The organism is Cupriavidus laharis (assembly GCF_914271435.1).
In the GTDB taxonomy this organism is placed as follows: Bacteria; Pseudomonadota; Gammaproteobacteria; order Burkholderiales; family Burkholderiaceae; genus Cupriavidus; species Cupriavidus laharis.
In genome coordinates, this window is record NZ_CAJZAI010000016.1 from 83,766 (window position 1) to 104,749 (window position 20,984).

Annotated in this window: 19 protein-coding genes, 1 tRNA gene and 1 pseudogene; 6 read left to right on the plus strand and 15 right to left on the minus strand. The window is 65.6% G+C overall.

Annotation, left to right across the window (positions count from 1 at the left end; translation table 11 throughout):
* Nucleotides 1–93 precede the first annotated feature (93 nt).
* The 5 genes from LDO29_RS23530 to LDO29_RS23550 all read right to left on the minus strand — a co-directional run bounded on the left by LDO29_RS23530 (nucleotide 94) and on the right by LDO29_RS23550 (nucleotide 6,357).
* Nucleotides 94–1,380, minus strand: a complete 1,287-nt coding sequence (locus tag LDO29_RS23530; RefSeq protein ID WP_224082148.1) for an acyl-CoA dehydrogenase family protein — start codon at nucleotides 1,378–1,380, stop codon at nucleotides 94–96.
* 61 nt (nucleotides 1,381–1,441) lie between these two features.
* Nucleotides 1,442–2,683, minus strand: coding sequence for a thiolase family protein (locus LDO29_RS23535; RefSeq protein WP_224082149.1), 1,242 nt, complete (start codon nucleotides 2,681–2,683; stop codon nucleotides 1,442–1,444).
* Nucleotides 2,684–2,692: 9 nt separating this feature from the next.
* Complete coding sequence (locus tag LDO29_RS23540) at nucleotides 2,693–3,490, minus strand: SDR family NAD(P)-dependent oxidoreductase (RefSeq protein WP_224082150.1); 798 nt, start codon at nucleotides 3,488–3,490, stop codon at nucleotides 2,693–2,695.
* Nucleotides 3,491–3,531: 41 nt separating this feature from the next.
* Nucleotides 3,532–5,088, minus strand: a complete 1,557-nt coding sequence (locus LDO29_RS23545; protein WP_224082151.1) for an AMP-binding protein — start codon at nucleotides 5,086–5,088, stop codon at nucleotides 3,532–3,534.
* Between the two features lie 138 nt (nucleotides 5,089–5,226).
* The gene (locus LDO29_RS23550; RefSeq protein ID WP_224082152.1) at nucleotides 5,227–6,357 is read right to left on the minus strand and encodes a saccharopine dehydrogenase family protein; all 1,131 of its coding nucleotides are present in this window, start codon (nucleotides 6,355–6,357) and stop codon (nucleotides 5,227–5,229) included.
* Nucleotides 6,358–6,514: 157 nt separating this feature from the next.
* On the opposite strand from LDO29_RS23550, the gene LDO29_RS23555 reads away from it, so the two are divergent.
* Nucleotides 6,515–7,513, plus strand: a complete 999-nt coding sequence (locus tag LDO29_RS23555) for an AraC family transcriptional regulator (protein ID WP_224082153.1) — start codon at nucleotides 6,515–6,517, stop codon at nucleotides 7,511–7,513.
* Here the strand turns inward: LDO29_RS23555 and LDO29_RS23560 are convergent.
* The 3 genes from LDO29_RS23560 to LDO29_RS23570 all read right to left on the minus strand — a co-directional run bounded on the left by LDO29_RS23560 (nucleotide 7,461) and on the right by LDO29_RS23570 (nucleotide 9,630).
* A complete protein-coding gene (locus tag LDO29_RS23560) occupies nucleotides 7,461–8,264 on the minus strand; it encodes a LysR substrate-binding domain-containing protein (RefSeq protein WP_224082154.1) in 804 nt (267 codons plus the stop codon). The genes LDO29_RS23555 and LDO29_RS23560 overlap by 53 nt on opposite strands.
* Before the next feature lie 97 nt (nucleotides 8,265–8,361).
* Complete coding sequence (locus tag LDO29_RS23565) at nucleotides 8,362–9,234, minus strand: HipA domain-containing protein (protein WP_224082155.1); 873 nt, start codon at nucleotides 9,232–9,234, stop codon at nucleotides 8,362–8,364.
* Between the two features lie 57 nt (nucleotides 9,235–9,291).
* A complete protein-coding gene (locus LDO29_RS23570; protein ID WP_224082156.1) occupies nucleotides 9,292–9,630 on the minus strand; it encodes a helix-turn-helix domain-containing protein in 339 nt (112 codons plus the stop codon).
* Nucleotides 9,631–9,961: 331 nt separating this feature from the next.
* On the opposite strand from LDO29_RS23570, the pseudogene LDO29_RS23575 reads away from it, so the two are divergent.
* The 3 genes and pseudogenes from LDO29_RS23575 to LDO29_RS23585 form a co-directional block, all read left to right on the plus strand.
* Nucleotides 9,962–10,168: pseudogene (locus LDO29_RS23575) on the plus strand (tripartite tricarboxylate transporter substrate binding protein); the annotation flags it as partial.
* Between the two features lie 80 nt (nucleotides 10,169–10,248).
* Nucleotides 10,249–11,778 carry a class I adenylate-forming enzyme family protein gene (locus LDO29_RS23580; protein ID WP_396022709.1) on the plus strand — a complete coding sequence of 510 codons (1,530 nt, stop codon included), beginning with the start codon at nucleotides 10,249–10,251 and terminating at the stop codon, nucleotides 11,776–11,778.
* Nucleotides 11,779–11,841: 63 nt separating this feature from the next.
* A tRNA-Val gene (locus LDO29_RS23585) sits at nucleotides 11,842–11,918 on the plus strand.
* Nucleotides 11,919–11,991: 73 nt separating this feature from the next.
* Here LDO29_RS23585 and LDO29_RS23590 read toward each other — a convergent pair.
* A complete protein-coding gene (locus LDO29_RS23590) occupies nucleotides 11,992–12,600 on the minus strand; it encodes a cysteine hydrolase family protein (RefSeq protein WP_224082158.1) in 609 nt (202 codons plus the stop codon).
* 85 nt (nucleotides 12,601–12,685) lie between these two features.
* Here LDO29_RS23590 and LDO29_RS23595 point away from each other — a divergent pair, with 85 nt between their 5' ends.
* Nucleotides 12,686–13,531 carry a LysR family transcriptional regulator gene (locus LDO29_RS23595; RefSeq protein WP_224082159.1) on the plus strand — a complete coding sequence of 282 codons (846 nt, stop codon included), beginning with the start codon at nucleotides 12,686–12,688 and terminating at the stop codon, nucleotides 13,529–13,531.
* 21 nt (nucleotides 13,532–13,552) lie between these two features.
* Here the strand turns inward: LDO29_RS23595 and LDO29_RS23600 are convergent, their stop codons facing one another.
* Genes LDO29_RS23600 through LDO29_RS23610 form a run of 3 tightly spaced genes read right to left on the minus strand, consistent with a single transcriptional unit; the run spans nucleotide 13,553 to nucleotide 16,773 of the window.
* Nucleotides 13,553–14,713: a CaiB/BaiF CoA transferase family protein gene (locus LDO29_RS23600; RefSeq protein WP_224082160.1), complete on the minus strand. Its 1,161-nt coding sequence runs from the start codon at nucleotides 14,711–14,713 to the stop codon at nucleotides 13,553–13,555.
* 38 nt (nucleotides 14,714–14,751) lie between these two features.
* Nucleotides 14,752–15,762, minus strand: a complete 1,011-nt coding sequence (locus LDO29_RS23605; protein ID WP_224082161.1) for an NADPH:quinone oxidoreductase family protein — start codon at nucleotides 15,760–15,762, stop codon at nucleotides 14,752–14,754.
* A gap of 18 nt (nucleotides 15,763–15,780) precedes the next feature.
* On the minus strand, nucleotides 15,781–16,773 hold the full coding sequence (locus LDO29_RS23610; RefSeq protein WP_224082162.1) for a Bug family tripartite tricarboxylate transporter substrate binding protein: 993 nt from the start codon (nucleotides 16,771–16,773) through the stop codon (nucleotides 15,781–15,783).
* Nucleotides 16,774–16,962: 189 nt separating this feature from the next.
* Between LDO29_RS23610 and LDO29_RS23615 the strand changes: the two genes are divergently transcribed.
* Nucleotides 16,963–17,862 carry a LysR family transcriptional regulator gene (locus LDO29_RS23615; RefSeq protein ID WP_224082163.1) on the plus strand — a complete coding sequence of 300 codons (900 nt, stop codon included), beginning with the start codon at nucleotides 16,963–16,965 and terminating at the stop codon, nucleotides 17,860–17,862.
* An 80-nt stretch (nucleotides 17,863–17,942) separates the two neighbouring features.
* On the opposite strand, the gene tssJ is transcribed toward LDO29_RS23615, so the two are convergent.
* The 3 genes from tssJ to tssF all read right to left on the minus strand — a co-directional run.
* The gene (gene tssJ / locus LDO29_RS23620; protein ID WP_224082164.1) at nucleotides 17,943–18,488 is read right to left on the minus strand and encodes a type VI secretion system lipoprotein TssJ; all 546 of its coding nucleotides are present in this window, start codon (nucleotides 18,486–18,488) and stop codon (nucleotides 17,943–17,945) included.
* A gap of 75 nt (nucleotides 18,489–18,563) precedes the next feature.
* Complete coding sequence (gene tssG, locus LDO29_RS23625; protein ID WP_224082165.1) at nucleotides 18,564–19,550, minus strand: type VI secretion system baseplate subunit TssG; 987 nt, start codon at nucleotides 19,548–19,550, stop codon at nucleotides 18,564–18,566.
* 74 nt (nucleotides 19,551–19,624) lie between these two features.
* Nucleotides 19,625–20,984: type VI secretion system baseplate subunit TssF (gene tssF, locus LDO29_RS23630; RefSeq protein ID WP_224082166.1), on the minus strand; the 1,360-nt coding region annotated here is incomplete at its 5' end.

The window sequence follows — 20,984 nt, forward strand, 5'->3', positions numbered from 1 at the left end:
TTGGTGCTACTCTCGCGACGCACCCGGGGATGGCAGGGCGCCGCCTCAATGACCCATCGGCTATGGGAGCGCTCGCCCGGGCGGCCGACGGCATCAGTTCTGTGTCCAGCCTTCCTCTTCAAACAGCCGATGGGCCACCAGCCCAAGGCGCGTGGTCAGCATGTAGTTCTCACCGTCCTCGATCAGCGCCGCCCGCGCGTCGCGCAGCAGCTTCTCGATCGGGTACTCGCGCGAGGTTCCGCAGCCGCCAAACAGGCGGAAAGCTTCACTCGTGACATGCATGGCTTCCTCGGTCACTGTGACCTTGGCGGACGCCGTGGCCCAGGGATGCCCCTGCGGCGTCATGCGCGCATAGGCGAGGATGCGGCGCGCCGTCGCGCGGGCCAGTTCCACGCGGCGCAGCATGTCGCCAAGGCGGTAGCGTGTCAGTTGATGGTCGATCAGGCGGGCTCCGCCCTGACGGCGCTCGTGGCAGTACGCCAGCGCCATCTCGAATGCGGCGCGCGCGACACCGGTGAAGATCTGGCCCATGTGCGTGCCGGCGAACGACCAGGCGGCGCTCAGATTGCCGTAGTAGGTGTCCGTCGTCGTCACGGCAAACCGGCGGGGCAGCCGCACGTTGTCAAAGTAGATCTCGCCCTGCGGCAGCGAGCGCTGGCCGATCTTGTCGAGCGGCTTGCCGCGCGACACCCCGGGCAGGTCAAGGGGGATGATGGCTGCCACACCGTAGGGCAGGCCCTCCGCGTCATACAGGCCGTCGCCATAGTCGGCATTCATGTAGGCCAGCGCCACCTGTGCCGACACGCCGTTGGACACCCAGGCGGACGACTGGCCATTGATGACGATCTCATCGGCGTCCACCTTGGCGATCAGGTTGCCACGGTTCACGGGCACGCCCTGTGGCCACTCCTGCTTTGGGTAGAACGCGCCGAAGTCTGTTCCCTTGTCGGGCTGGGTGGCGATCCAGCAGCCGATCTTGCCGGCGCAGAGATCGATCAGTTCCTGGCTGCCGACAGCCTGCGCCATGTGCATCGGCATGCCTGCGGCACCAAGCGAGACGCCCAGCCCGGCATCGCCCCAGCCGAGTTCCTCGCCAATCAGGGCCTCGATGCGCACCGCGGTCTCCGGTGGGAACTGCGCGATCAGCGCGGGATCGAGCCCGAGCCTGGCGAATTCTGCGAACACCGTCCAGTAAGGCGACGTCGACGCGATGACCTGATCCGGCTGCATCCGGTCGAGCTCCTGCGCGGCAGGCCTCAGTACATCCCGGGCAAAGCGATGCACGCTTTCCTGGATCGCCCGTTCCTCCTCGGTCAGAGGCGTTTCGAAGCCGGTCAGCCCGACGGCTGGCAGCCTGATCCTGTCGTTCAGTTTCATCATGGTTTCGTCTCCTTGTGTTGGCGCCGTGTTGGCACCATTTCCGCGCCTCTGATGCAGTGGACTAATCCTTGCTGAGGATGTGCACGGCCAGCGCCGCTTCCTCGACCCCTTGCAGCCCGCCGCCGTTTTCCTGGATGGCATGCCGCGCTCCCCGCACCTGCCGCGCACCCGCCTCGCCACGCAGTTGCGTCACCAGCTCGAATAGCTGGGCGATGCCGGTAGCGCCGAGCGGGTGCCCCTTCGATTCGAGGCCGCCTGATGGATTGATCGGAATGCGGCCGCCGAGGGTGAAATCCCCGCGCTCGGCACAGGGTCCGCCCTCGCCCGGCGGCGCGAGGCCGAGGTTTTCCGCCTGGATGATTTCGCCCATCGCGGAAGCGTCGTGCACCTCGGCCACGTGCATGTCGTCCGGCCCCAGTCCCGCTATCTCGTAGGCACGCTGCGCTGCGAGATACCCGATGCCATCGTGCGGCGCGTCGGGATCGCGGCGGGTGAAGCTGCGGATCACGCTGGAGGCGACCCGGATGCAGCGCGTGCGGTCAGTGCCGATGCGGCGCAGGCCTTCCCCGGTGCAGAGGATGACTGCGGCTGCCCCATCCGACAGCGGCGCGCACATGGGCACCGTGAGCGGGTAGGTCACGGGCGGTGCCGCGAGCACCTCCTCCACCGACAGCGGCTTGCGGAACTGCGAGTACGGGTTGTGCACCGAGTGCTGGTGGTTCTTCGCCGAGACGGCGGCAATCTGGCGCTGCGTGGTGCCGTACGTCTTCATGTGGTGACGGCACAGCGCCGCATAGATCGCCATGAAACGGCTGTAGGGGCGGTCCGACTCCGAACCGGCGGGCGGTATCACGCCTTCCCCGAGCCTCGACAAGAGCTGGAAGTTCTCGTCCGCGCGGGAGACATCCCAGCCGGCATCGAACAACGCGAAGGCCTTCGCCTTGTCGGCGACGTTCATCTTCTCGGCACCGATCGCCAGTGCAACATCGGCACTGCCCGCTTTCAGGCTCTGTACCGCCAGATGCACGGCCGAGCTGCCGGAAGCGCACGCATTCTCGACATTGAATACCGGGATGCCTTCGATGCCGATCTTGCTGAACACGACCTGGCCAGGGATCGTCAACTGGCCCTGCAGCGGGCCGTTGGTTACCCCGGCGTAGTAGGCGATATCGAGATCCGCGGCATGGCAACCGGCATCATGCAGGGCACCTTGCAGCGCTTCTCCAGCGAGACTGTGCAGCGCGCGCTCGGGGTGTCGGCCGAATACCGTCATCGCGATACCGGCAATGTAGACGTTGCTCATACCGCCTCCTTACCCGATCATCCTCAGCAGCCGCGGATAGCGATTCGGCACGAAGCGCGACAGCCAGTACAGCGTGCTCGAAAACTTGCCTGTGATGATGCGGCGCTTGCCCCGTTCGATGCCGTTGAGGACGTCGCGCGCCACCACTTCCGGCGGGGACTTCAGCAGCTTGTCGGCCAGCGCCGCGAAGCCCTCCTCGGCCTTGCCGGCGTTCGCCGAGCGTCGCCCGGACTTCTCGATATTGGTGCGGATGCCGCCCGGGTGCACGCAAACGGCGTTCACGCCGGTACCTTCCAGTTCCGACCACAGGCATTCTGTCAGTCCGCGCACACCGAACTTGGAGATGTTGTAGGCGCCCTGCGCCGGATAGCCCACCAACCCGAACACGCTCGAGATGTTGACGATCCAGCCATGCTTCTGTGAGAGCATCGTGGGCAGGAACGCCTTGGTGCCGTAGATCACTCCCCAAAGATTGACGTCGAGCAGCCATTCCATCTCGTCGAGCGTGAGGTGCTCAATGGTGCCGACCAGCGTCGCACCGGCGTTGTTGATGACCAGATGCGCAGCGCCGAAATCGCGCTTGACGTCCTCGGCGTGGGCCAGGAACGCATGGCGGTCGGATACGTCGAGCCGGTAGGTACGTACCTGCGCGTCGCCGCAAAGACGGCGGGTTTCTTCGAGGCCCTGCTCGCCGATATCGGACAGGGCAAGGCGTGCGCCGCGGCGCGCCAGTTCCAGGGCAAAGGCCCGGCCGATGCCGGAGCCGGCGCCCGTGACGACGGCGACTTTTCCTTTCAGGATACTCATGGTGTTCTCGTGCTCTCGTGCTATGCCGGTGCTTCGGCGACTCAGATCTTGCGTTGGGCGCCGGTCCAGTACTGGTCGCGCAGGTCTTTTTTCAGCACCTTGCCCACCGTACTGCGCGGCAGCGCGGCCACGAACTCGATCGACTTCGGCGCCTTCACGCTGCCCAGCTTCTCCTTGCAGAGTGCGATCAACTCGTCGGCGGAAACGCTCTTGCCAGCGTTCAGTTCCACGACCGCCTTGACAGCCTCGCCCCACTTCTCGTCCGGGACGCCGATCACCGCGCACTCCTGCACGGCCGGATGGCTCCAGATCACCTGCTCGACTTCACTCGGATAGACGTTGAAGCCGCCGGAAATGATCATGTCCTTCTTGCGATCCGTGATGTGCAGGTAGCCTTCAGCATCGATGTGGCCGATGTCGCCGGTATGCAGCCACCCATCGACGATCGTCTCGGCGGTCTTCTCCGGCGCCTTGTAGTAACCCTTCATGACGAGGTCGCCGCGCACGCAGATCTCGCCGCTCTCGCCCGGTGGCAGGATGCGGTTGGCGTCATCCATGATCTCTACCCGGATCAGGGGATTCGGCCGGCCGACGGACGAAAGGCGCGAGTCGGCGGCCAGCGCGCCATGCGAGAAATGCTCCGACGGCGGCAGGTTGGCGATTGCCGCTGGCGCCTCGGTCTGGCCGTAGCCGCCCGCCATGACCGGACCGAAGACCTCGATGGCGCGCTTGAGCTTTTCCACCGACATCGGCGCGGCGCCGTACAGGAAGTACTTCAGCGAGGAGAAGTCCTGTTTCTCGATGCCGGGAATCTCCAGCAGGCGATAGATGACGGTCGGTGGCAGGAAGAACTCGGTCACGCGGTGCGTGGCGATCGCGCCCAGGATCAGACCCGGATCGGGCCGGGTCACGACCACGACGGTGCCGCCGCGGGCGGTCGTTGGCAGGGAAAGCAGGCCGGCAGTGTGCGTCATGGGCGCCGCCGCCAGGTTGACCGGCGTCTCGCCAGCGCCATAGGAACAGGCCAGCATGAAATGCCCGATGAAGGTCTGCAGGCTGCGATGCGTGTTCATCACGCCCTTGGGCTTGCCGGTCGTACCGCCGGTGGGCGACAGTGCCACCACGTCGTCGGGGTCTGCTCGGACCTGCGGCGCCGTAGCCGGCTGACCGGATACCCATGCGGCCAGCGACTGCGTGCCCTCGTGCTCCCCGTCGATGCAGAGCCAGAGTCGGACGCGGGGCAGCCGGGGACGCAGGCTGTCGATCACCGCCGAAAATGCCTGCTGGAAAAAGACGATGTCGCAGTCGAAGGCATCGAGGATGTGCAGGTTTTCCTCGGCGGCGTTACGCGCGTTGACCGGAATCCAGGTCATGTTCGCGCGCCACAGTCCGAGGGTACAGGTCCACGCGGACACGTCGTTGCCCGCCCAGATGGCACCCTTGGTCTCCTTGGGAAGACCGGCAGCGATCAGGGCGTTGGCGATGCGGCACGACAGTTCGCCCACCTCCCGGAATGAATAGCTGCGCCCATCCTGGATGTACGCGGGACCGCCGGGGCTGATTCGCCAGCCGCGATCGAAGAAGTCGATGATAGCCATAAGGATCTACATGCGAGACGGGTGCCCGGCAGGCAAAACGGACCCATCAGCCCGCGTGCCATGAGAGGCTCGGCGGGCCGGCAAGTCACCGGGTAGCCCTGTTGATTCGGAAAGCGCTTGTCCGCCTGAAGCAGGCACTCAAAGGCGCGTCACGTGCGAGCCGGCCAGTCCGCGCTGCTCCAGGAAGCCGAGCAGGTAGCGATGGCCGAACGCCTGGCAGCCCGAAGCAAAGCCCGTCTTGCGCACGTCGCCCTCGATCAGCTTGATCGCCGCGGCAACCTGCAGGGCGCCGGTAGTGATGTAGGGCGTGATGGACGTGACAGTCGCGCGCACGCTGGCAAGCTGGCCGCGGCCAATGGCGATGTCCACCGATCGGTTCATGGTGGTGCGCTCGCGCGGCGGCATCGAAGGCGTGGTCGACGCAACGATGTCGGAAATGACGGCGTCCTGCTGCGCTTTCGGCAGGTGGCGGATCTCGTTTTCCCACTTATTGGCCACCGCATGGACGCTGCGCATGGCGGGGTTGTCGTAGAAGCCGACCACGGAGCGGCAGTAGCGCACGCGTGCGTCGTGCTGGTAGATCACCGGCAGGGAAGTCCCGCCCCATGGCAGCACGAAGACCGGCAGCAGGAACTCGGGCACCGTGATCTCGTGGGCCGCGGTGGTCGGCCACTCGACCATCTGGTTATCCCAGAGGTGGTACTGCTTGCTACGGAACAACTCGAAGATCGAGGCGGTCGAGCCTACCGTCACGCCGGAGCCTTGCATCGGGCCGCGCGACAGGCTGGCCGTCTCGATGGCATCGACGCCCGGTGTTTCCAGTGCCAGTTCGGCCGCGATCTCGCTGTTCGTGTACATGTAGGAAAGCGAGGGGCACAGCAGCAGGCCCGCCTCGGCATAGGCCTTGCCGAAGCTGTCGCGCGCCTCGAGCACATAGGCCTGCTCGCCGGTCGTGTCCAGGTGATGGCAGCCAGCCTTCAGAGCAGCTTCCACGGCGGTGAGACCAAATTTCACGAACGGGCCGACGGTGTTGCAGACGACCCTGGCGCCCTTGAACGCGGCGACAAGGCTCTCCACATCGTGCTCGCATTCGATGATCTCGTACTGCGCCGACTCCAGGCGCACCACGCGCTGCGTCATCATCTCCTGCGTGCGGCGCGCATTGCGCGACACCGCGGTAAAGGGAATGTTCTGGTCGATCAGCCAGTCCATCGTGAGCATGCCGGTATAGCCGCTGGCACCGTAGACGACGACGGGGTACTTTGCCATTTCTTGTCTCCTGGATGTAGTCGAAGGATCGAAGAAGTCCGATCTCTTGGGACTTGATTCTAGGAGTCGCCATCACGGTACACTTTGTGATTACACGCCAACTATTTGTGATTTAATGACAGCCATGGTGCAATAAAAGAAGTGGAGATACAGGCATATGACGCCCTACATGCGCGCGTGGGTACTGCAAGGACTGGCGCCCCTGATCGAGGAGATGGGCGGCGATGTGGACCACTATGCAAAGCGCTTCCGCCTGCCGCTGAAAGCGACCGACCAGAGCGACCAGATCGTTCCGGCAGCGTCGCTGGTCCGGCTGATGGAAGCCTGCGCGGAAGACCTGGCCTGTCCGGACTTCGGCATCCGTACGGGCTCCAGGCTCGGCCGCGCACCGCTGGGGCCGGTCATGCTGGCACTGATGCAATGCGCCAACGTCGCCGAGGCGATTGAAGCCGCCGCACGCTTCCTGACCATGCTGAACCCCGCGCTGGGGCTTCACTACGAGCGCCTTCCCACCGGTCCCCGCTTGACCTACCAGCTCAAGCTTCCCCGGATCGGGCTGGCGCGCCAGTTCGAGGAATGGTGCATCGCCATCAACATCAAGATTCTGCAGATACTCGCCGGGCCGCAGGCACGCCCGCGGTTCGTCTTCTTCTCACATCCGGCGCTGTTGCCGGATGCGTATTACACCGATGCCTTCGGCTGCCCCGCGCGATTCTCGCAGGCAGGATTCGGCGCGGACTACCTCGCGAGCGACGGCGCGCGCCCGATGAGCGGTAACAATCCGGAATTGAAGGCGCTCGTCACTGACTATCTCGAACGGATTGCAGACGCCTCGGGACTCGATCTTGAGCATCAGCTGGACGCCCTGATCCGGCAGCTGCTTCCTACCGGTCGCTGCACCCTGAACATGATCGCAGGTCATTACTATGTCAGCGTGCGGACCATGCAGCGCCGGCTGGATGAGAAGGGACTGGTCTTCGAGAAGCTTGTCGACGACATCCGGCGCGAACGCGCCGCGTCATACCTGGATGATCCCGCGCTGAGGATGTCCCAGGTGGCCGGGCTGCTCGGCTATGTCGAGCAGAGTTCCTTTTCCCATGCGTTCAAGCGATGGTATGGGATGTCGCCGAGTGCCTGGAGGCAGAGGGCGCGGTAGTGGCAATCGCGAAGACCAGGCTGACGTACATGCCCGCCCCCAGGGTCATACGGTCATACGGACATCCGGATCTGAAGGATGAACGGTCATGCCAAAGATCCCATTCCCGGGCAGCCAAACCAACTCCCGCCATCCGCGCGGTGGCGACTCTTCTCAGCTTGGCGATCAGCAACGTCTGCAGGGCCCTGAAGTGGAGGACGCCGCCCGCCACCAGCGTGCGCATGGCTTGCATATGGCTGACGGTCCAGCGCAGCGTGGCGCCCAGCCAGCCATCGTCGCGCGGGTTAGCCTGGCCGGAGTCGCGCAGCACCACCTGCATTTCGCGGCTCAGGTCTTCGGCAGCCAGCTCCCGGCCAAGCTGGTGCAGCGGATGCGCGGGATGGGCCGCAGCGACGAACGGAATGTCCAGCAGGCACTCGCCGAAGTGTCCGGTCGGTATGCGTGTGCCAACCGCCAGGTCAGCCTGCCGCTGCAGCAAGGCCTGATCGGCGCCGGACAGCACCACTTCGGTGAGGTGCACGCGCGTCTGGGGCGCAAGGCCCGCGAATGCCTTCAGCGCCGACAGCAGCAGATCGGCAGGCAGCGCAGCGTCCACTGCAAGCCGTACCTCGGCTTCCCAGCCCCGTTGCAGGTTGTCGGCAAGTTGTTCGAGGCGGTAAGCATCGCCCAGCAGCTCATTGGCGCGCGCCAGCAGCGCCGCGCCGTTCTCGGTCAGCCGCGCCCTGCGGCCTTCCATTGAGAAGAGCTCCACGCCAAGTTGCTCCTGCAGCCGGGCTAATGCCGTTTCTAGAAAGACCGGGCGCAATGGAACTGCGACAAGGATAAGCAGCCGCAAACGCCGAATCTCTTTACCGCGACAGCATCTGCACTACGTCGGCAACGATCGTAAAGCGAATCACCCGCAAACAGGCCAGCTCGCCAACCAGCCCGCCACGCAGCGCGGGATCGTGCGCTGCCATAGCCATGTTTTCCTGTTCCGCCTGCGCATAGAGTCCTTCGGCAGCAGGCCCAATGCCCTTCAGCATGACATCAAGGCGCCGCTCCGCAGTCGCCGCCGCCAGTCCCATCATGCGCCCCGCCTCGAGCACAAGCGCACGAGAAAAATCGCCATAGAACTCCACGCCCAACACCGGCCACGCGAACCTGTGCCCGTCAGGCCAGCCGGTCTTGTCATACGTGCGCGTATCGTACGCAGCCTCACTCAGCAGGTCATAAAACGGCGCCAGCGCAATCCCTTCATCAGAAACCAGGAAGCTCAGGTTCTTCAGGTGCGCATCGGAATTGCCGGTCAGGATATTGAACACCAGCCAGTCGAACAGCCGCGCCCGCGCCAGCGCCGGCATACGGCATAGTCCGGCCAGCTCCGCGAGCCTTTCCACGCTGCCCTGGTCGTACTTGAACGCGCGAGAGAGGTTCAGCAACTGGCACGCGTCGATGGCATGCAGCCGCTGCCAGCCCTGCTGAAGACGGTGCCGGTCGAAGCGATCGACGAGGTAGACGGGGGACGGCACGTAGCGCCGGTGCACCGCCGGCACGTCCAGCTTCAGCCGGGCGGCCAGCGACATCACGAACCACTCGTTCACGACCGAATGCGGATAGAACGTGTTTTCCTGGTGCGCCGGCTTGAGGATGTGCGTCGACGGAGCATCCGCACCGGGTTCATACAGTTGCCCGTCCTGCAGCACCACGGTCAGCTTGTGCTGGGCGCCCGCCAGCGACATGCGCTTGAGCGCAGCGTGCCCACCGGTGCGCCGTTGATGCTCGCCACCAGTACACGATCAGCCATGCCCGTCCTTCGCCGCCTTGTCGGGTGCCGTTCCAACCGAAGCCTGGCGCCGCAGGCTGCGGGCCTGGCGCTGCCGGAGCTTGTCGCGCTCGGTGGAAACCAGCGGGACGGCGGCCTCAGGCACGTCCGCCACGATGCGGATGCCGAGGCCGCTCAGCACCTGGAATAGCTTGCCCCACTGGATTCCCTCAGCGCCATTCTCGACACGGACCATGAAGTTTTCGCTGACGCCGATCGCACCGGCGGCGTCGTCCTGGCGCATGCCGTGTGCCTTGCGCGCGGCACGCACGAGGGCGCCAATATCGGCGGCATCACTAAGCGGAATCTGCACGAAAATCTCCTTGATTGCGAAGATTTTAGGCGACCACTGCCGGAGAATCAAAAAATCTCCCTGATTACAAAGATTTTTCCGATGATGCATGGAGCCAAACACAGCCTTAGCCATTCCCGAATTCCCCTCCTCGCGCGCGCGATTTAAGGTTTCCGACACAAGTGCCCCGCACTCCACGCGCGGAGGCACCCCCCCGGCGCAGGCCGGCACAAGAACACCGAAGGAGACAGCGATGAACACGCTTTCACGCACAGCTCAGCAGCGCCGCGCCTGGCTGCTCGCAGCCGGCCTGGCACTCGCCGCGGCCACCACGCTCGGCCACGTTGGCCCGGCCAGGGCCGGCACACCGGCGCCCGTGGTCGACCGGCTCAGCCGCGAGATTGCGACTGTCCTGCAGGAACCCGAGCTGAAGGCTACGCTGGCATCCAACGGTTATGAACCCGTGGGCTCGACGCCCGACGCACTGCGCTCGCACATCGACGCGGAGATCACCCGATGGAGCAAGGTCGTCAAGGACTCCGGCGCCCAGGTACAGTAAGCCGTTCCAGAACTAAATCCCCCAATGCCGGCGCACGGGGAACCTCCGCCGGCCCGCATGCCATGACCGACTCTTCCGTAATGCAACGCCCCTTCACCAGCATGTCCGTCCTTGTACGCGGCCACGCTGCGAGCCAGCCCGTGCATGCCGCCCTTGTGCAAGGCGAGCGCTCCATGTCCTATGGCGAGCTCGATGCCACCATGAACCGCATCGGCGCCGCGCTCCAGCGCGACGGCGTGCAGCCCGGCGGCACGATCGCGATCTGCGCGACCTCGTCCATCGAATATGCCGCGGTGTACCTCGGCGCGATCCGCGCTGGCGTCGTCGTCGCCCCGCTCGCGCCGTCTTCCACGGCGCAGAGCCTGGCCGACATGGTGGCGGACGCGGGCGCCGGCATCCTGTTCGTCGATGCCGCAGTCGCCGACGCGCTACAGCCGGTGCTGCCGCAGCTCGACGCCACGCGCCTGGTGACGCTGGACGACAGCGCCGCGGGGCAGACGTTCCAGGCGTGGCTGGCACCGGCTGGCGCGCCGTTTGCGGAACCGGAGGTACGGCCGGAACTGCCGCTCAACATCATCTACTCGTCCGGCACGACCGGCGTGCCCAAGGGCATCGTGCAGTCCCACGGCATGCGCTGGGCGCACGTGTCGCGCGGCGCGATGACCGGATATGGCATTGACGCCGTCACGCTGCTCTCCACCCCGCTCTACTCGAACACCACGCTCGCCAGCTTCTTCCCGACCATCGGCCTGGGCGGCACGGCTGTGCTGATGCCGAAGTTCGATGCCGGCAAGTACCTGGAACTGGCCCAGCGCCACCGCGCCACGCACACCATGCTGGTGCCGGTGCAATACCAGCGCCTGATGGCCCATCCGGATTTCGACCGTTACGACCTGTCGAGCTTCCGGCGCAAGTTCTGCACGAGCGCGCCGTTCAGCCCCGCTCTCAAGGCCGAGGTACTGCGCCGCTGGCCCGGCAAGCTGACGGAGCTGTATGGCATGACCGAAGGCGGCGGTGGCTGCATGCTGGCTGCCGACGAATTCCCCGACAAGCTGCACACGGTCGGCCGCCCGGCACCGGGCGCGGACGTGCGCATCATCGACGAAGACGGCAAGGAACTGCCACCCGGCAGCACCGGCGAAGTCGTCGGCCGTTCAGCCGCCATGATGAACGGCTACCACAACCTGCCGGCCAAGTCCGCCGAGATCGAATGGCATGACGCCGAAGGCAATCGCTTCATCCGCACGGGCGACATCGGCCGCTTCGACGAAGACGGTTTCCTGGTGCTGATGGACCGCAAGAAGGATGTAATCATCTCCGGCGGCTTCAATATCTACCCGAGCGACATCGAAGCCGTGGTGCGCACGCATGAGGCCGTGTCGGACGTATCCGTGGTCGGCGTGCCGTCGGAGCGCTGGGGCGAGACGCCGGTCGGCTTCGTCGCGCTGCGCGACGGGCACGGCGCCACGGCACAGACGGTGCTGGACTGGGCCAACGAACGCCTTGGCAAGACCCAGCGGCTGAGCGCGCTGCACGTCGTCGACAGCCTGCCGCGCAGCGCCATCGGCAAGGTGCTCAAGCGCGAATTGCGGGACCGCATCACCGGCTGAACAAAAACATTTCCGAAACACTTGCACAGCCGCAAAGGCATCTCTATAATTCGCGGCTTCGCTAGGCTCGTAGCTCAGCTGGTTAGAGCACCACCTTGACATGGTGGGGGTCGTTGGTTCGAGTCCAATCGAGCCTACCAACGCACAATGCAAACACGGACGGTCGCCACTTCGGCACCGTCCGTTTTTGTTTTGGCAGCCTGTTCTGTCAAGTCAGGCCTGCCAGGCCGACGCATCCGGCACGACCGTGGCAAAGCGGTCGTGCAAGGCCGCCAGCGTGGCCCGGTGCAATTGCGCCGCGCTCAGCGGCTCGCCGCCAAGCGGGTCCGGCAGGTCGCGCGTCGCGCAGGCATTGGCCACCAGCGTGACGCGATAGCCATGATCGAGCGCCGAACGCACCGTCGCGCTGATGCACATATGGGTCTGGAAACCGGCCACGATCAGTTCCTTGCGGCCCAGCGCCGCCAGTTGCGCGGCCAGGTCCGTGCCGGCGAAGCTGTTCGGCAGGTGCTTGACCACGGTCTGCTCGCCAGCCTGCGGCGTCAGTCCTTCGATGATCCCGGCATACGGCCCCGCCGGGTCGAAGGCGCCCTTGCTCTTGCCGTGGTGCACCACGTGAATGACGGGCGTACCGTGCCGCCGCGCCAGCGCCAGCAGGTCGGCACAGGCGGCCACTGCCGCGGGCATGCCGACCAGCGGCAGCACGCCGTCAATGTATTCGCGCTGGTGGTCCACCAGCACCAGCACTGCGTCCTCCCACGTGGAGGGCTTGCGGGTCGCGCCGGCGGCATCGAGCAGGGTGAAAGGCGTGGCAGCGGTCATGGCGGGTTCTCCTGTTGTCCAGTCTGTGCAGGCATCGTAGATCAGGCTATGCTGTGCGCCAATTCCCCACTCATACACAGCTGCTGTGCAAAAACGTACAGTCTCGTGGGACGACCTGCTGACCCTGTCCACGCTGATCCGCGCCGGAAGCTATTCGGCCTGTGCGCGCGAGCTCGACATCACCCATGCCACGGCGATCCGCCGCATCCGGCGGCTGGAAAACGCCTTGGGCAAGCCCGTGGCCACCCGCGCCGAAGGCGCCTTCGAGCTGACGTCGGCTGGGCGCAATGCGCTGACGGCAGCGCGGCAGATGGAACAATCGGCCGACCGTCTCATGCGCGAGATCGAAGGCACAGGCAGCGGCGTATCCGGCGTGGTGCGCGTTGCCGCCACGGCGGCGCTGGGCAGCCACTTCCTGATACCGCGACTGCCAGGGCTGTATGCAGCCAATCCGGATATCGTGGTCCGCCTTGAACTGGACGACCGCGTGGCCAGCCTGGCCCGGCGGCGCGCCCACCTGGCCGTGCGGCTGGCACGCCCGCAGGAAGACGATGTCGTGGCCCAGCGCGTCGGCACGGTACGATTCGGGCTCTACGGCTCGGCCGCCATCCCCATGGACGACAGTACCCCGCTATGCGCCCTGCTCGACGAGGGCTATGGCATTCCCGAGGCTACCTGGCCGCACGGCGCGAAGCGCCGCATCGCCTTTCACTCCAACAATCTGCTGGCCGTGCGCGAAGCCGTGCGCGCGGGCCTCGGAACGGCCTTGCTGCCGCACTACGTGGCCCGCGACGATGCCGGGCTCCGGCTGCTGCGCGAGGTACCCGAGGTCATGCGCGAGATCTGGTTGGCCTACCCCACCGAGTTTCGCGGTGCGTCGCGCTTCCGGCCGGTGATCGAATGGCTGGCCGATACGCTGTCCCAATGCTGACAACGGCCGGCCAGTAGGGCACTAAGCGCCGATACCGAACTCGGCGAGTACCGATGCCGTGTGCTCTCCCAGCAAGGGAGCCGGCCCATGCGGCCGATCGGTTCCCGCCAGGCCCGGCAGGTTCGCCCACGGCAACTCGCCGAGCCCGGCCTGCGCCACGTTGCCGAACACGCCGGCCTGCGCGCACTGCTCGCTCGCCAGCAGCTCGCGCGGACGGCTCACGCGCGCGAACAGCACATCCTGTTCGGTGAAGACCGACTCCCAGTACGACAGCGGCCGCTGCACCAGCGCGGCGGCCAGTCGCTGGCACAGTTCGGCCGTCCGCGGCAGGCGGCCCGCGCTGGTGCGCAGGCTGGCGTCGGCAAGCCAGTCGTCAAATCCGAGCACAGCGGCCAGGCGCGCGAACATGGCGTCGTTGAGCATGCTGACGTACAGCGGCCCATCAGCGGCCTGGAACAGGCCTGTGGGCGCATTGGCGGCAGCAAACTCGGCATCCGGGAACATGGCATCGTCCAGCAGCAGGTACGACTGCAACGCCGCGCTGGCTTCCAGCAGCGACATCTGCACATGCCGCCCCTTGCCGCTGCGCGCCGCGCGGAACAGCGCCGCCGACGCGTGTTGCGCCGCGTACAGGCCGGTGCTCAGGTCCACCAGGAAGAAGCCGATGCGGCGCGGCTGGCCGGCCGCGTCGCGGTTCACGTGCATCAGGCCGCTGAAGGCCTGGATGGTGGTATCCACCGCCGGCAAGGCTGCCAGCGGGCCATCCTGTCCGTAGCCGGTGATCGAGACATAGACCAGCGCGGGGTTGCGCGCCGCCAGCGCTTCATACCCGACTCCCATACGCTCGGCCACGCCCGGGCGATAGTTCTGGATGATCACGTCGGCCTGCTCGGCCAGCCTGCGCAGCGCGGCCCGGCCAGCTTCGGTGCGCGTATCGAGCACCACGCTTTCCTTGCCGGCGTTGTAGGCAATGGCGATCGCCGTCTGCCCTTCGCGCGCGCGGCCCATCTGGCGGCCCCAGTCGCCCGCCGGCGGCTCGACCTTGATCACGCGCGCGCCCTGCTGGCGCAGGATCAGGCCGCAATACGGACCGGCAATGCCCTGGCTCAGGTCCAGCACGGTCAGGCCGGCCAGCATGGCATCGTCATCGGGTGCAGTGGCTGCCAAGGGGGTCTTGTTCATGTCTGTCTTCCGGTTGTTCTTTTGCTGGTTCCGTTGCCTCAGGGCATGTCGAGCATGACCTTGCCGATTGCGCGGCGCGACATGGTGGTGTCGACGGCCTCATGCCACTGATGCAGGCCAAAATGCTGCACGACCGGCTTCGGCATCTCGCCTTGCGTCACGGCATGCATGATCTTGCCTACCACGTCCTGCACCCGTGGTGCTAACCGGCGGCGTTCGTCGGTCAGGCCCCAGCCGATGTAGTAGCCGTAGTTGAAGCCGATCACAGACAGGTTCTTGACCAGCAGCAGGTTGGCAGGCACCTCCGGAATGCGTCCGCTCGCATAGCCGATCGACAGCAGACGCCCACCTGGAGCCGCGCAGCGCAACGAGGCATCGAAGAGATCGCCGCCGACCGGGTCGAACACCACGTCTACGCCGCCGGACGGACACAGGCCCTTGACCGCCGCCGCCAGCGACTCCGGATCGGACGGCAGCGCATGCGCGGCGCCATTGCGCAAGGCGGCGTCGCGCTTGGCCGCAGTACTGGCCGTGGCGATCACGCGCGCCCCCATCAGGCGGCACACCTGCACCGCCGCCGTCCCCAGCGAACCGCTGGCGCCGTGCACCAGCATGGTTTCGCCGGGCTGCAACGCTGCGCGCCATGCCAGCGCGGCCCAGACCGTCCCATAGGTCACAGGCAGCGCCGCGGCACTGGCGAGATCCAGCGCATCCGGCACGGGATACACGGTATCGGCGGTCGTCACCACTTCCTGAGCGAACCCGCCCCAGTCCAGCGCGGCAGCCACGCGCTGGCCGGGCCGCAGGCGCGTCACGTCGGGCGCCACCTCGATGATCTCGCCCGCGGCCTCCGTACCAGGCGTGAACGGCAGCGGCGGCTTGCGCTGATACTTGCCCGACACGAACAGGCTCAGCGCAAAGCCCACGCCGGCGTGCCGCACGCGGATGCGCACCTGGCCCGACGCCAGCGGGCGCCGCCCGATACGCTGCAGTTCCAGTTCGCTCCAGTGACACCAGCGCGAGCACACCAGTCCAAGGTAATCGCTCATACCGTACTCAAGCCTCCCTCATTCCATCACGATGCCGACGTCCCGGATGATGCGGCTCCATTTTTCCTGGTCGCTCTTCATGACCGCGGCAAACGCTTCAGGCGAGTTGCCGACTGGCACCAGGTTCAGGTCCTTCATGCGTTTCGCGATCTCGGGCATGCGCACGATGCGCGCGACTTCACGCGACAGCGCATCCACACGTGCCTTGGGTACGCCTGCCGGGAACATCAGGCCCATCCACGCATCGGGCTCGAACCCCTTGTAGCCAGCCTCGCGGAACGTCGGCACATTGGGCAGCAATGCCGAACGCTCGGCGCCAGCCAGCGCAACGGGGATGATCTTGCCGCTCTGCAGCAGCGACATGGCCGTGCCGACCGGCACCAGGCCGATCTTCACGTGGCCGGCGGCCAGGTCCGTCACCAGCGGTGCGCCGCCCTTGTAGGCCACGTGGGCCATGTCCAGCCCGGCCTCGCGCTTGAACAACTCGCCAAGGATATGGCCCGTGGTGCCGGCGCCATAGGAGCCATAGGGATACTTGCCCGGATTGGCCTTGACGAGCGCCACCACGTCCTTCAGCGTGCGCGCCGGGAAGTCCGACGACACCGCCAGCACGGTATAGGAAATAGCCACCTCGCTCACCGGCGCGAAGTCGGCGATCGGGTCATAGCCAAGGCGCTGGTACAACGACGGGTTCTGGACGTGCGCGGTGAACGTCAGCAGCACGGTGTAGCCGTCTTTCTCCGCCCGGGCGACGTACTTGGTGCCCGTGGTCGTGCCGGCTCCTGGCTTGTTCTCGACGATGACCGGCTGGTTCCAGGTCCTGGTCAGTTCTTGCCCAATCAGGCGCGCCGCGGCATCGTTCACATTGCCGGCCACGGAAGGCACCACAATGGTCAGCGGCCGCGAAGGATAGGGCTCGGTATCTGCCGCCATGGCGGCAGTCGCGGTCACGGCACTCAGCATGAGGCCCAGCAAGGCGGCACGCAGGCGCGTGGCGGATTGGTTCTGCATTGGTTTGTCTCCTGTGTGTGGCGCCCTTTTTCTGCAATGCATTGCCTGTCAGCGCCTTGGCCGCAGTCTAGGGCAGCCACCCGGCCCGCGCGATTCCCGCCAGTACCGGCGCGATTCCCAACGGGAATGGTCCGTGTCGGGCTGCTATACAATGCCCCGACGCCACTCTCGCGCCCGCCTGCCGACGCAATGCGATTCGAGGACCTGGAAGCCTTCCTGGTAGTAACCCAGCATGCCAACCTGCACCGCGCCGCTACTGCGCTCGGCGTGACGCAGTCAGGCTTGTCCAAGACGCTGGCGCGGCTCGAGGCGGAGGCCGGCATGCCGCTGTTCGAGCGCACGCCGCGCGGCTTGGTGCTCACCAGCGTGGGCAAGACACTGCATGCCCATGCGCGCAAAATCTCGCTCGCCGCGAGCGACATGCGCCAGGAACTGGCCGAACAGCGCGTGGCCCGTGCCGGCACCGTGCGGCTCGGGGCAATTCCGTACCTGGTGCCGTCGCTGCTCTCGCCGCTGCTGGCGCAGTTCTTCGTGAGCCGGCCGCTGGCCGTGTTCTCGATCGAAACCCACCTGAGTGCACGCCTGATGGCCGTGCTGCAGAACGGCGACGCCGACCTGATCCTGGCCGCGCGCCCTACCACCGTACCCGAGGATGTGTGCGGCCTGCCGCTGGGGCCGCTGACAATGCAGATCGTGGCGCGCAGCGAGCATCCGCGCCGCACGCGCTTCCATACGCTGGCAGACCTTACCGAAGAACGCTGGGCCGTGCCCGCGAGTTCGCTCTACCTGCGGCAATGGCTCGAGGAGCGCTTCACCGCCGTGGGCCTGCCGCCACCGCGCGTGGCCGTGGAGAGCACGGCGTCGCCGGTGGCCTTCGGCGAACTGCTGCGCCATTCGGACCTGCTCGGCATTATGCCGCCGCGCATCCTCAGGCAGGCGGAGGGACAGGGGCTGGAAGCCATCGAAGGCCCCGGCATGGCCTGGCAGCACGAACTGGCCATCTTCTGGCGCGCGGATGGCTATCTGTCGCCGATCTGCCGGGATTTTCGGGATGCGGTAGTGAACTGGTGTGAGCGGGCGAATATCTAAGGACCGAAACGTTTGCAAACGGGGGCCACGATTTCGAAGGAGGTGCCCCTACTGCGGCGCATGTCTTCGGTGATCTAGAGTCAACTCTGCCGAGGAGCCGGTCGCTTGATGGACTCCGGCCCGGCCAGTTCGAGCACGTTGTCGCGGACTTCGATCTTCACGGGATCTGTTTTCTTCCACTGCTTCTTCGGGATGGTCAGTCTCCACACGGCTTCCTTTCCGGCTTCACGGAACAACGCGACGACACCGACATATTCGGTGCCGTCCTTCATAGGCTCGCTGATGCTCACCACCGCGCCTGGCCGGAGCACCACATCCTTGACCGCCAGCAGGTCTGGCCTTAGTAGTTCAAGGTCGGTGGCCTGAAGCTGCTCATAGCTGAGCTGCTCAAAGCCCTGCGCGTTCTTCAACTGATAGAGCCGTACCACCGTCGAGAGCGATTGTCCGCCGCCATTTGAATTTAACGACGACCGGCTGATGAGGTCGAGGTTCATGGTCTTGACTTGGGTCGTGAAGGCCCACTTTGCCGCCTCCACTGTGCTGTCCTTCACCGCCTGCCCAACGCCGCAACCGGCGATAAGCGTGACAAGCAGTAGTGCGGCGCCGTGCGGAAGCTGTCGCCTCATCATCTTTATCCTCAACATATAACAAGTGACTGTGTCGCATTCGTCTTGCGTACTGCTGGCTTGGCATGAGCACGGCTATGCGGAGCCGTGCCCATTCCAGATCCCGAGTTGCACGCGCGTTGTTTGCTGTATGACGCTACCTGCGTCATTGGCTTCTGTTTTCGCCGGGCTCCTGAGTTGTGTGGTGTACCCCAGGCTTACCTGGTCCGAATTCAAGGCCGGGACTGGCATCAGCGCCGGCCTCACCTGCATCTCCAGATGCGCATGCGCTGCATAACCCAGATAGAAACGCAGCAGGGCCATCACTTCCCGGTGCATGGCCCGGCCCGGCATCAGGCCCAGCACCGATTCGCGCGTCTGCGGCGTAATCACGACTCGCACGGTGTTCGCGCGATCGTAGAAGCCGCGTCCCAGCACACAGTTCTCGCCGAGTGGCATGCGCTCGGTGGCATCGAGGCGCACCCACACGGGGTAGAACTCCTCCACCGCGACGTGCGCGTCTGACACGGCGTGCTGCAGCACGCCGGCGAGTCCTTCGGCGGTGCGCGTGCGCTGGCTGGCCAACCCCAGCATCGACAGCAGCTTGCGCGGGCCGACGGACTCTTGAACCCCATTCTGTCCACCGCCCTGCTGACCGAGGCCCAGCCCCAACAGACCTAGCAGATAGCGCGATACCTCATCCTGTCCACCCGGCCGAAAGCCCATCGGATAGCGATACTTGCGCGCGACCCGGAAGAACTGCGTGACGATGCGGTGGTGAAACATATCCAGGAACGCCGCCAGCGGCTCCGCGCCATCGCGACGCTGTGCAATCTCGTCCACGAAGTGAGACGGCATGCGTGCATCGACGCCATACAGGCCCAGGAAGGTCGTCCGGATCACAGGGGGCAAATCGGGGCAGTCACTGTCGCGCTCAACCGCTTGAATTTCCCTTCCCGGAAAGCCGAGCCGCCCATGCGAGCGGAAACGCACCGGTTCGTTGGCCGGGGAATCGGTCGTACCCAGCGGCGATCGCTGCGATGCGGATAACTCGATCAGCTCGCAGAACCGGAAGAAGTTCATCCGTGGTGCGTTAGCGAGCAACGCCGGCAACAGGGCGCCCGCCGAGGGGGATGGCGACGTCAGATCCGGCGCGCTCAAAACGGAGCCCCTTCAACCTTGCTGTCGGGCCAGGTCTGACGCTTTCCGCTTGGCTGCGACACGATCACCAGTCGGGTATAAAGATTGACGGCGGCGTACAGCGACAGGAAACGATTGAGCATTTCCCCAAACAGTTCTACGTCGCCCTCGCCCGCAAAGCGGGTACTGTCCAACGTCACCTCGATCTCTACGCCGCGCAGCAGGCCGCCCTTGACGAGTTTCTGGAGCGGCCGGTGCCGTACATCCGTGATGGCATCGATACGCCGGCGGTTCAGTTCCCCATCGGTCCAGTCGTACAGCGCCAGGCTGCCGCGCAAGACCTCGGCGTCGAGCAACGACAGATAATTCGGCGCCAGGTGCGACAGCACGCGCCAGTGGAAGCGGTCCCCGGTGGGAGGATAGACCGGCAGGGTCGGCGCGGTCAGGTTGCGCACTGTGCCAATGTTGGTGAAGCCGCCGCGCATGCGGCTGATACCCGCCTCGCGCAGGCCCTTGCGCGGCAGCATGCCGTTGGTGCCCGTGACTGACAGCGACAACGTCTCTTCGGGCAGGGACTGCTGTTGGTCCCAGGCATGGCCGCCCAATACGACCCAGGTGTCAAACCTTCCCGATGGACCGCGGCGCACGCGTGTGTGGAAGTAGCGCTCTGGCATCTCGTGGCGCAGCATGCCTCCCCGGTGGCGGAAGGCGGCGAACGGCGCATACTCGAAGCGCTTGCCGCTGCCGGCTTCGAAGCCCCGCACGGCGTCGACCGAATAGGCCTCCACATGCTGCCCATGCTGCTCCATCGCCCGCACCCGGTACTCGGTCTCGAAGTGTGTGATGGTGATCGGGTCGGCTTCCAGTTCGAACAAATTGATGATGGGCGTGCAGAAGAGCCGCACATTTTCGGCCGAGAAGCGCATGTCGTCCGGAAACGGCCTGGCCAGCACCACTTCCACGTCGAAGTGCATCGCGTTTTGCGGAATGACGTCCATGTCCAGCCCCACAAGGTCCACGAACATGAACTTCTCGGGGAAGGTGAAATACTCCAACAGCAACTGGTAGCCGCCGAAGGCGTTGTCGGGCTTCGGCCACAGGCGCTCCCCGGCGGCAAATCCTGCGGGCTCCAGGTGCAGATCCGCCATCGGCTGGGGCGTGCCGGGCCGGTCGGGCGGGTAACCAGGGATGCGCACCTGCACGGCCAGTGGCTTGGCGGTAAGCGCTGCATAGAGCGCCAGCGCCAGCGGACGGTCTGCATGGAGATAAACACAGCGTCTTAAATAATGCAGCATAGTCTTCGAAGTACCTCGTTTGGTCTCTTCCAGTGCCGGAAGCAGCCGTCGACCGCCGAGAGGACTTCGCCAAGTGTGGCAA

Excerpts from the sequence above, each read along its gene's own strand:
- LDO29_RS23530 (WP_224082148.1), bottom strand. The coding sequence starts at position 1,380 with ATGATGAAACTGAACGACAGGATCAGGCTGCCAGCCGTCGGGCTGACC.
- LDO29_RS23535 (WP_224082149.1), bottom strand. The coding sequence starts at position 2,683 with ATGAGCAACGTCTACATTGCCGGTATCGCGATGACGGTATTCGGCCGA.
- LDO29_RS23540 (WP_224082150.1), bottom strand. The coding sequence starts at position 3,490 with ATGAGTATCCTGAAAGGAAAAGTCGCCGTCGTCACGGGCGCCGGCTCC.
- LDO29_RS23545 (WP_224082151.1), bottom strand. The coding sequence starts at position 5,088 with ATGGCTATCATCGACTTCTTCGATCGCGGCTGGCGAATCAGCCCCGGC.
- LDO29_RS23550 (WP_224082152.1), bottom strand. The coding sequence starts at position 6,357 with ATGGCAAAGTACCCCGTCGTCGTCTACGGTGCCAGCGGCTATACCGGC.
- LDO29_RS23555 (WP_224082153.1), top strand. The coding sequence starts at position 6,515 with ATGACGCCCTACATGCGCGCGTGGGTACTGCAAGGACTGGCGCCCCTG.
- LDO29_RS23565 (WP_224082155.1), bottom strand. The coding sequence starts at position 9,234 with ATGTCGCTGGCGGGCGCCCAGCACAAGCTGACCGTGGTGCTGCAGGAC.
- LDO29_RS23580 (WP_396022709.1), top strand. The coding sequence starts at position 10,249 with ATGCAACGCCCCTTCACCAGCATGTCCGTCCTTGTACGCGGCCACGCT.
- LDO29_RS23590 (WP_224082158.1), bottom strand. The coding sequence starts at position 12,600 with ATGACCGCTGCCACGCCTTTCACCCTGCTCGATGCCGCCGGCGCGACC.
- LDO29_RS23600 (WP_224082160.1), bottom strand. The coding sequence starts at position 14,713 with ATGAACAAGACCCCCTTGGCAGCCACTGCACCCGATGACGATGCCATG.
- LDO29_RS23605 (WP_224082161.1), bottom strand. The coding sequence starts at position 15,762 with ATGAGCGATTACCTTGGACTGGTGTGCTCGCGCTGGTGTCACTGGAGC.
- LDO29_RS23610 (WP_224082162.1), bottom strand. The coding sequence starts at position 16,773 with ATGCAGAACCAATCCGCCACGCGCCTGCGTGCCGCCTTGCTGGGCCTC.
- LDO29_RS23615 (WP_224082163.1), top strand. The coding sequence starts at position 16,963 with ATGCGATTCGAGGACCTGGAAGCCTTCCTGGTAGTAACCCAGCATGCC.
- tssJ (WP_224082164.1), bottom strand. The coding sequence starts at position 18,488 with ATGAGGCGACAGCTTCCGCACGGCGCCGCACTACTGCTTGTCACGCTT.
- tssG (WP_224082165.1), bottom strand. The coding sequence starts at position 19,550 with ATGAACTTCTTCCGGTTCTGCGAGCTGATCGAGTTATCCGCATCGCAG.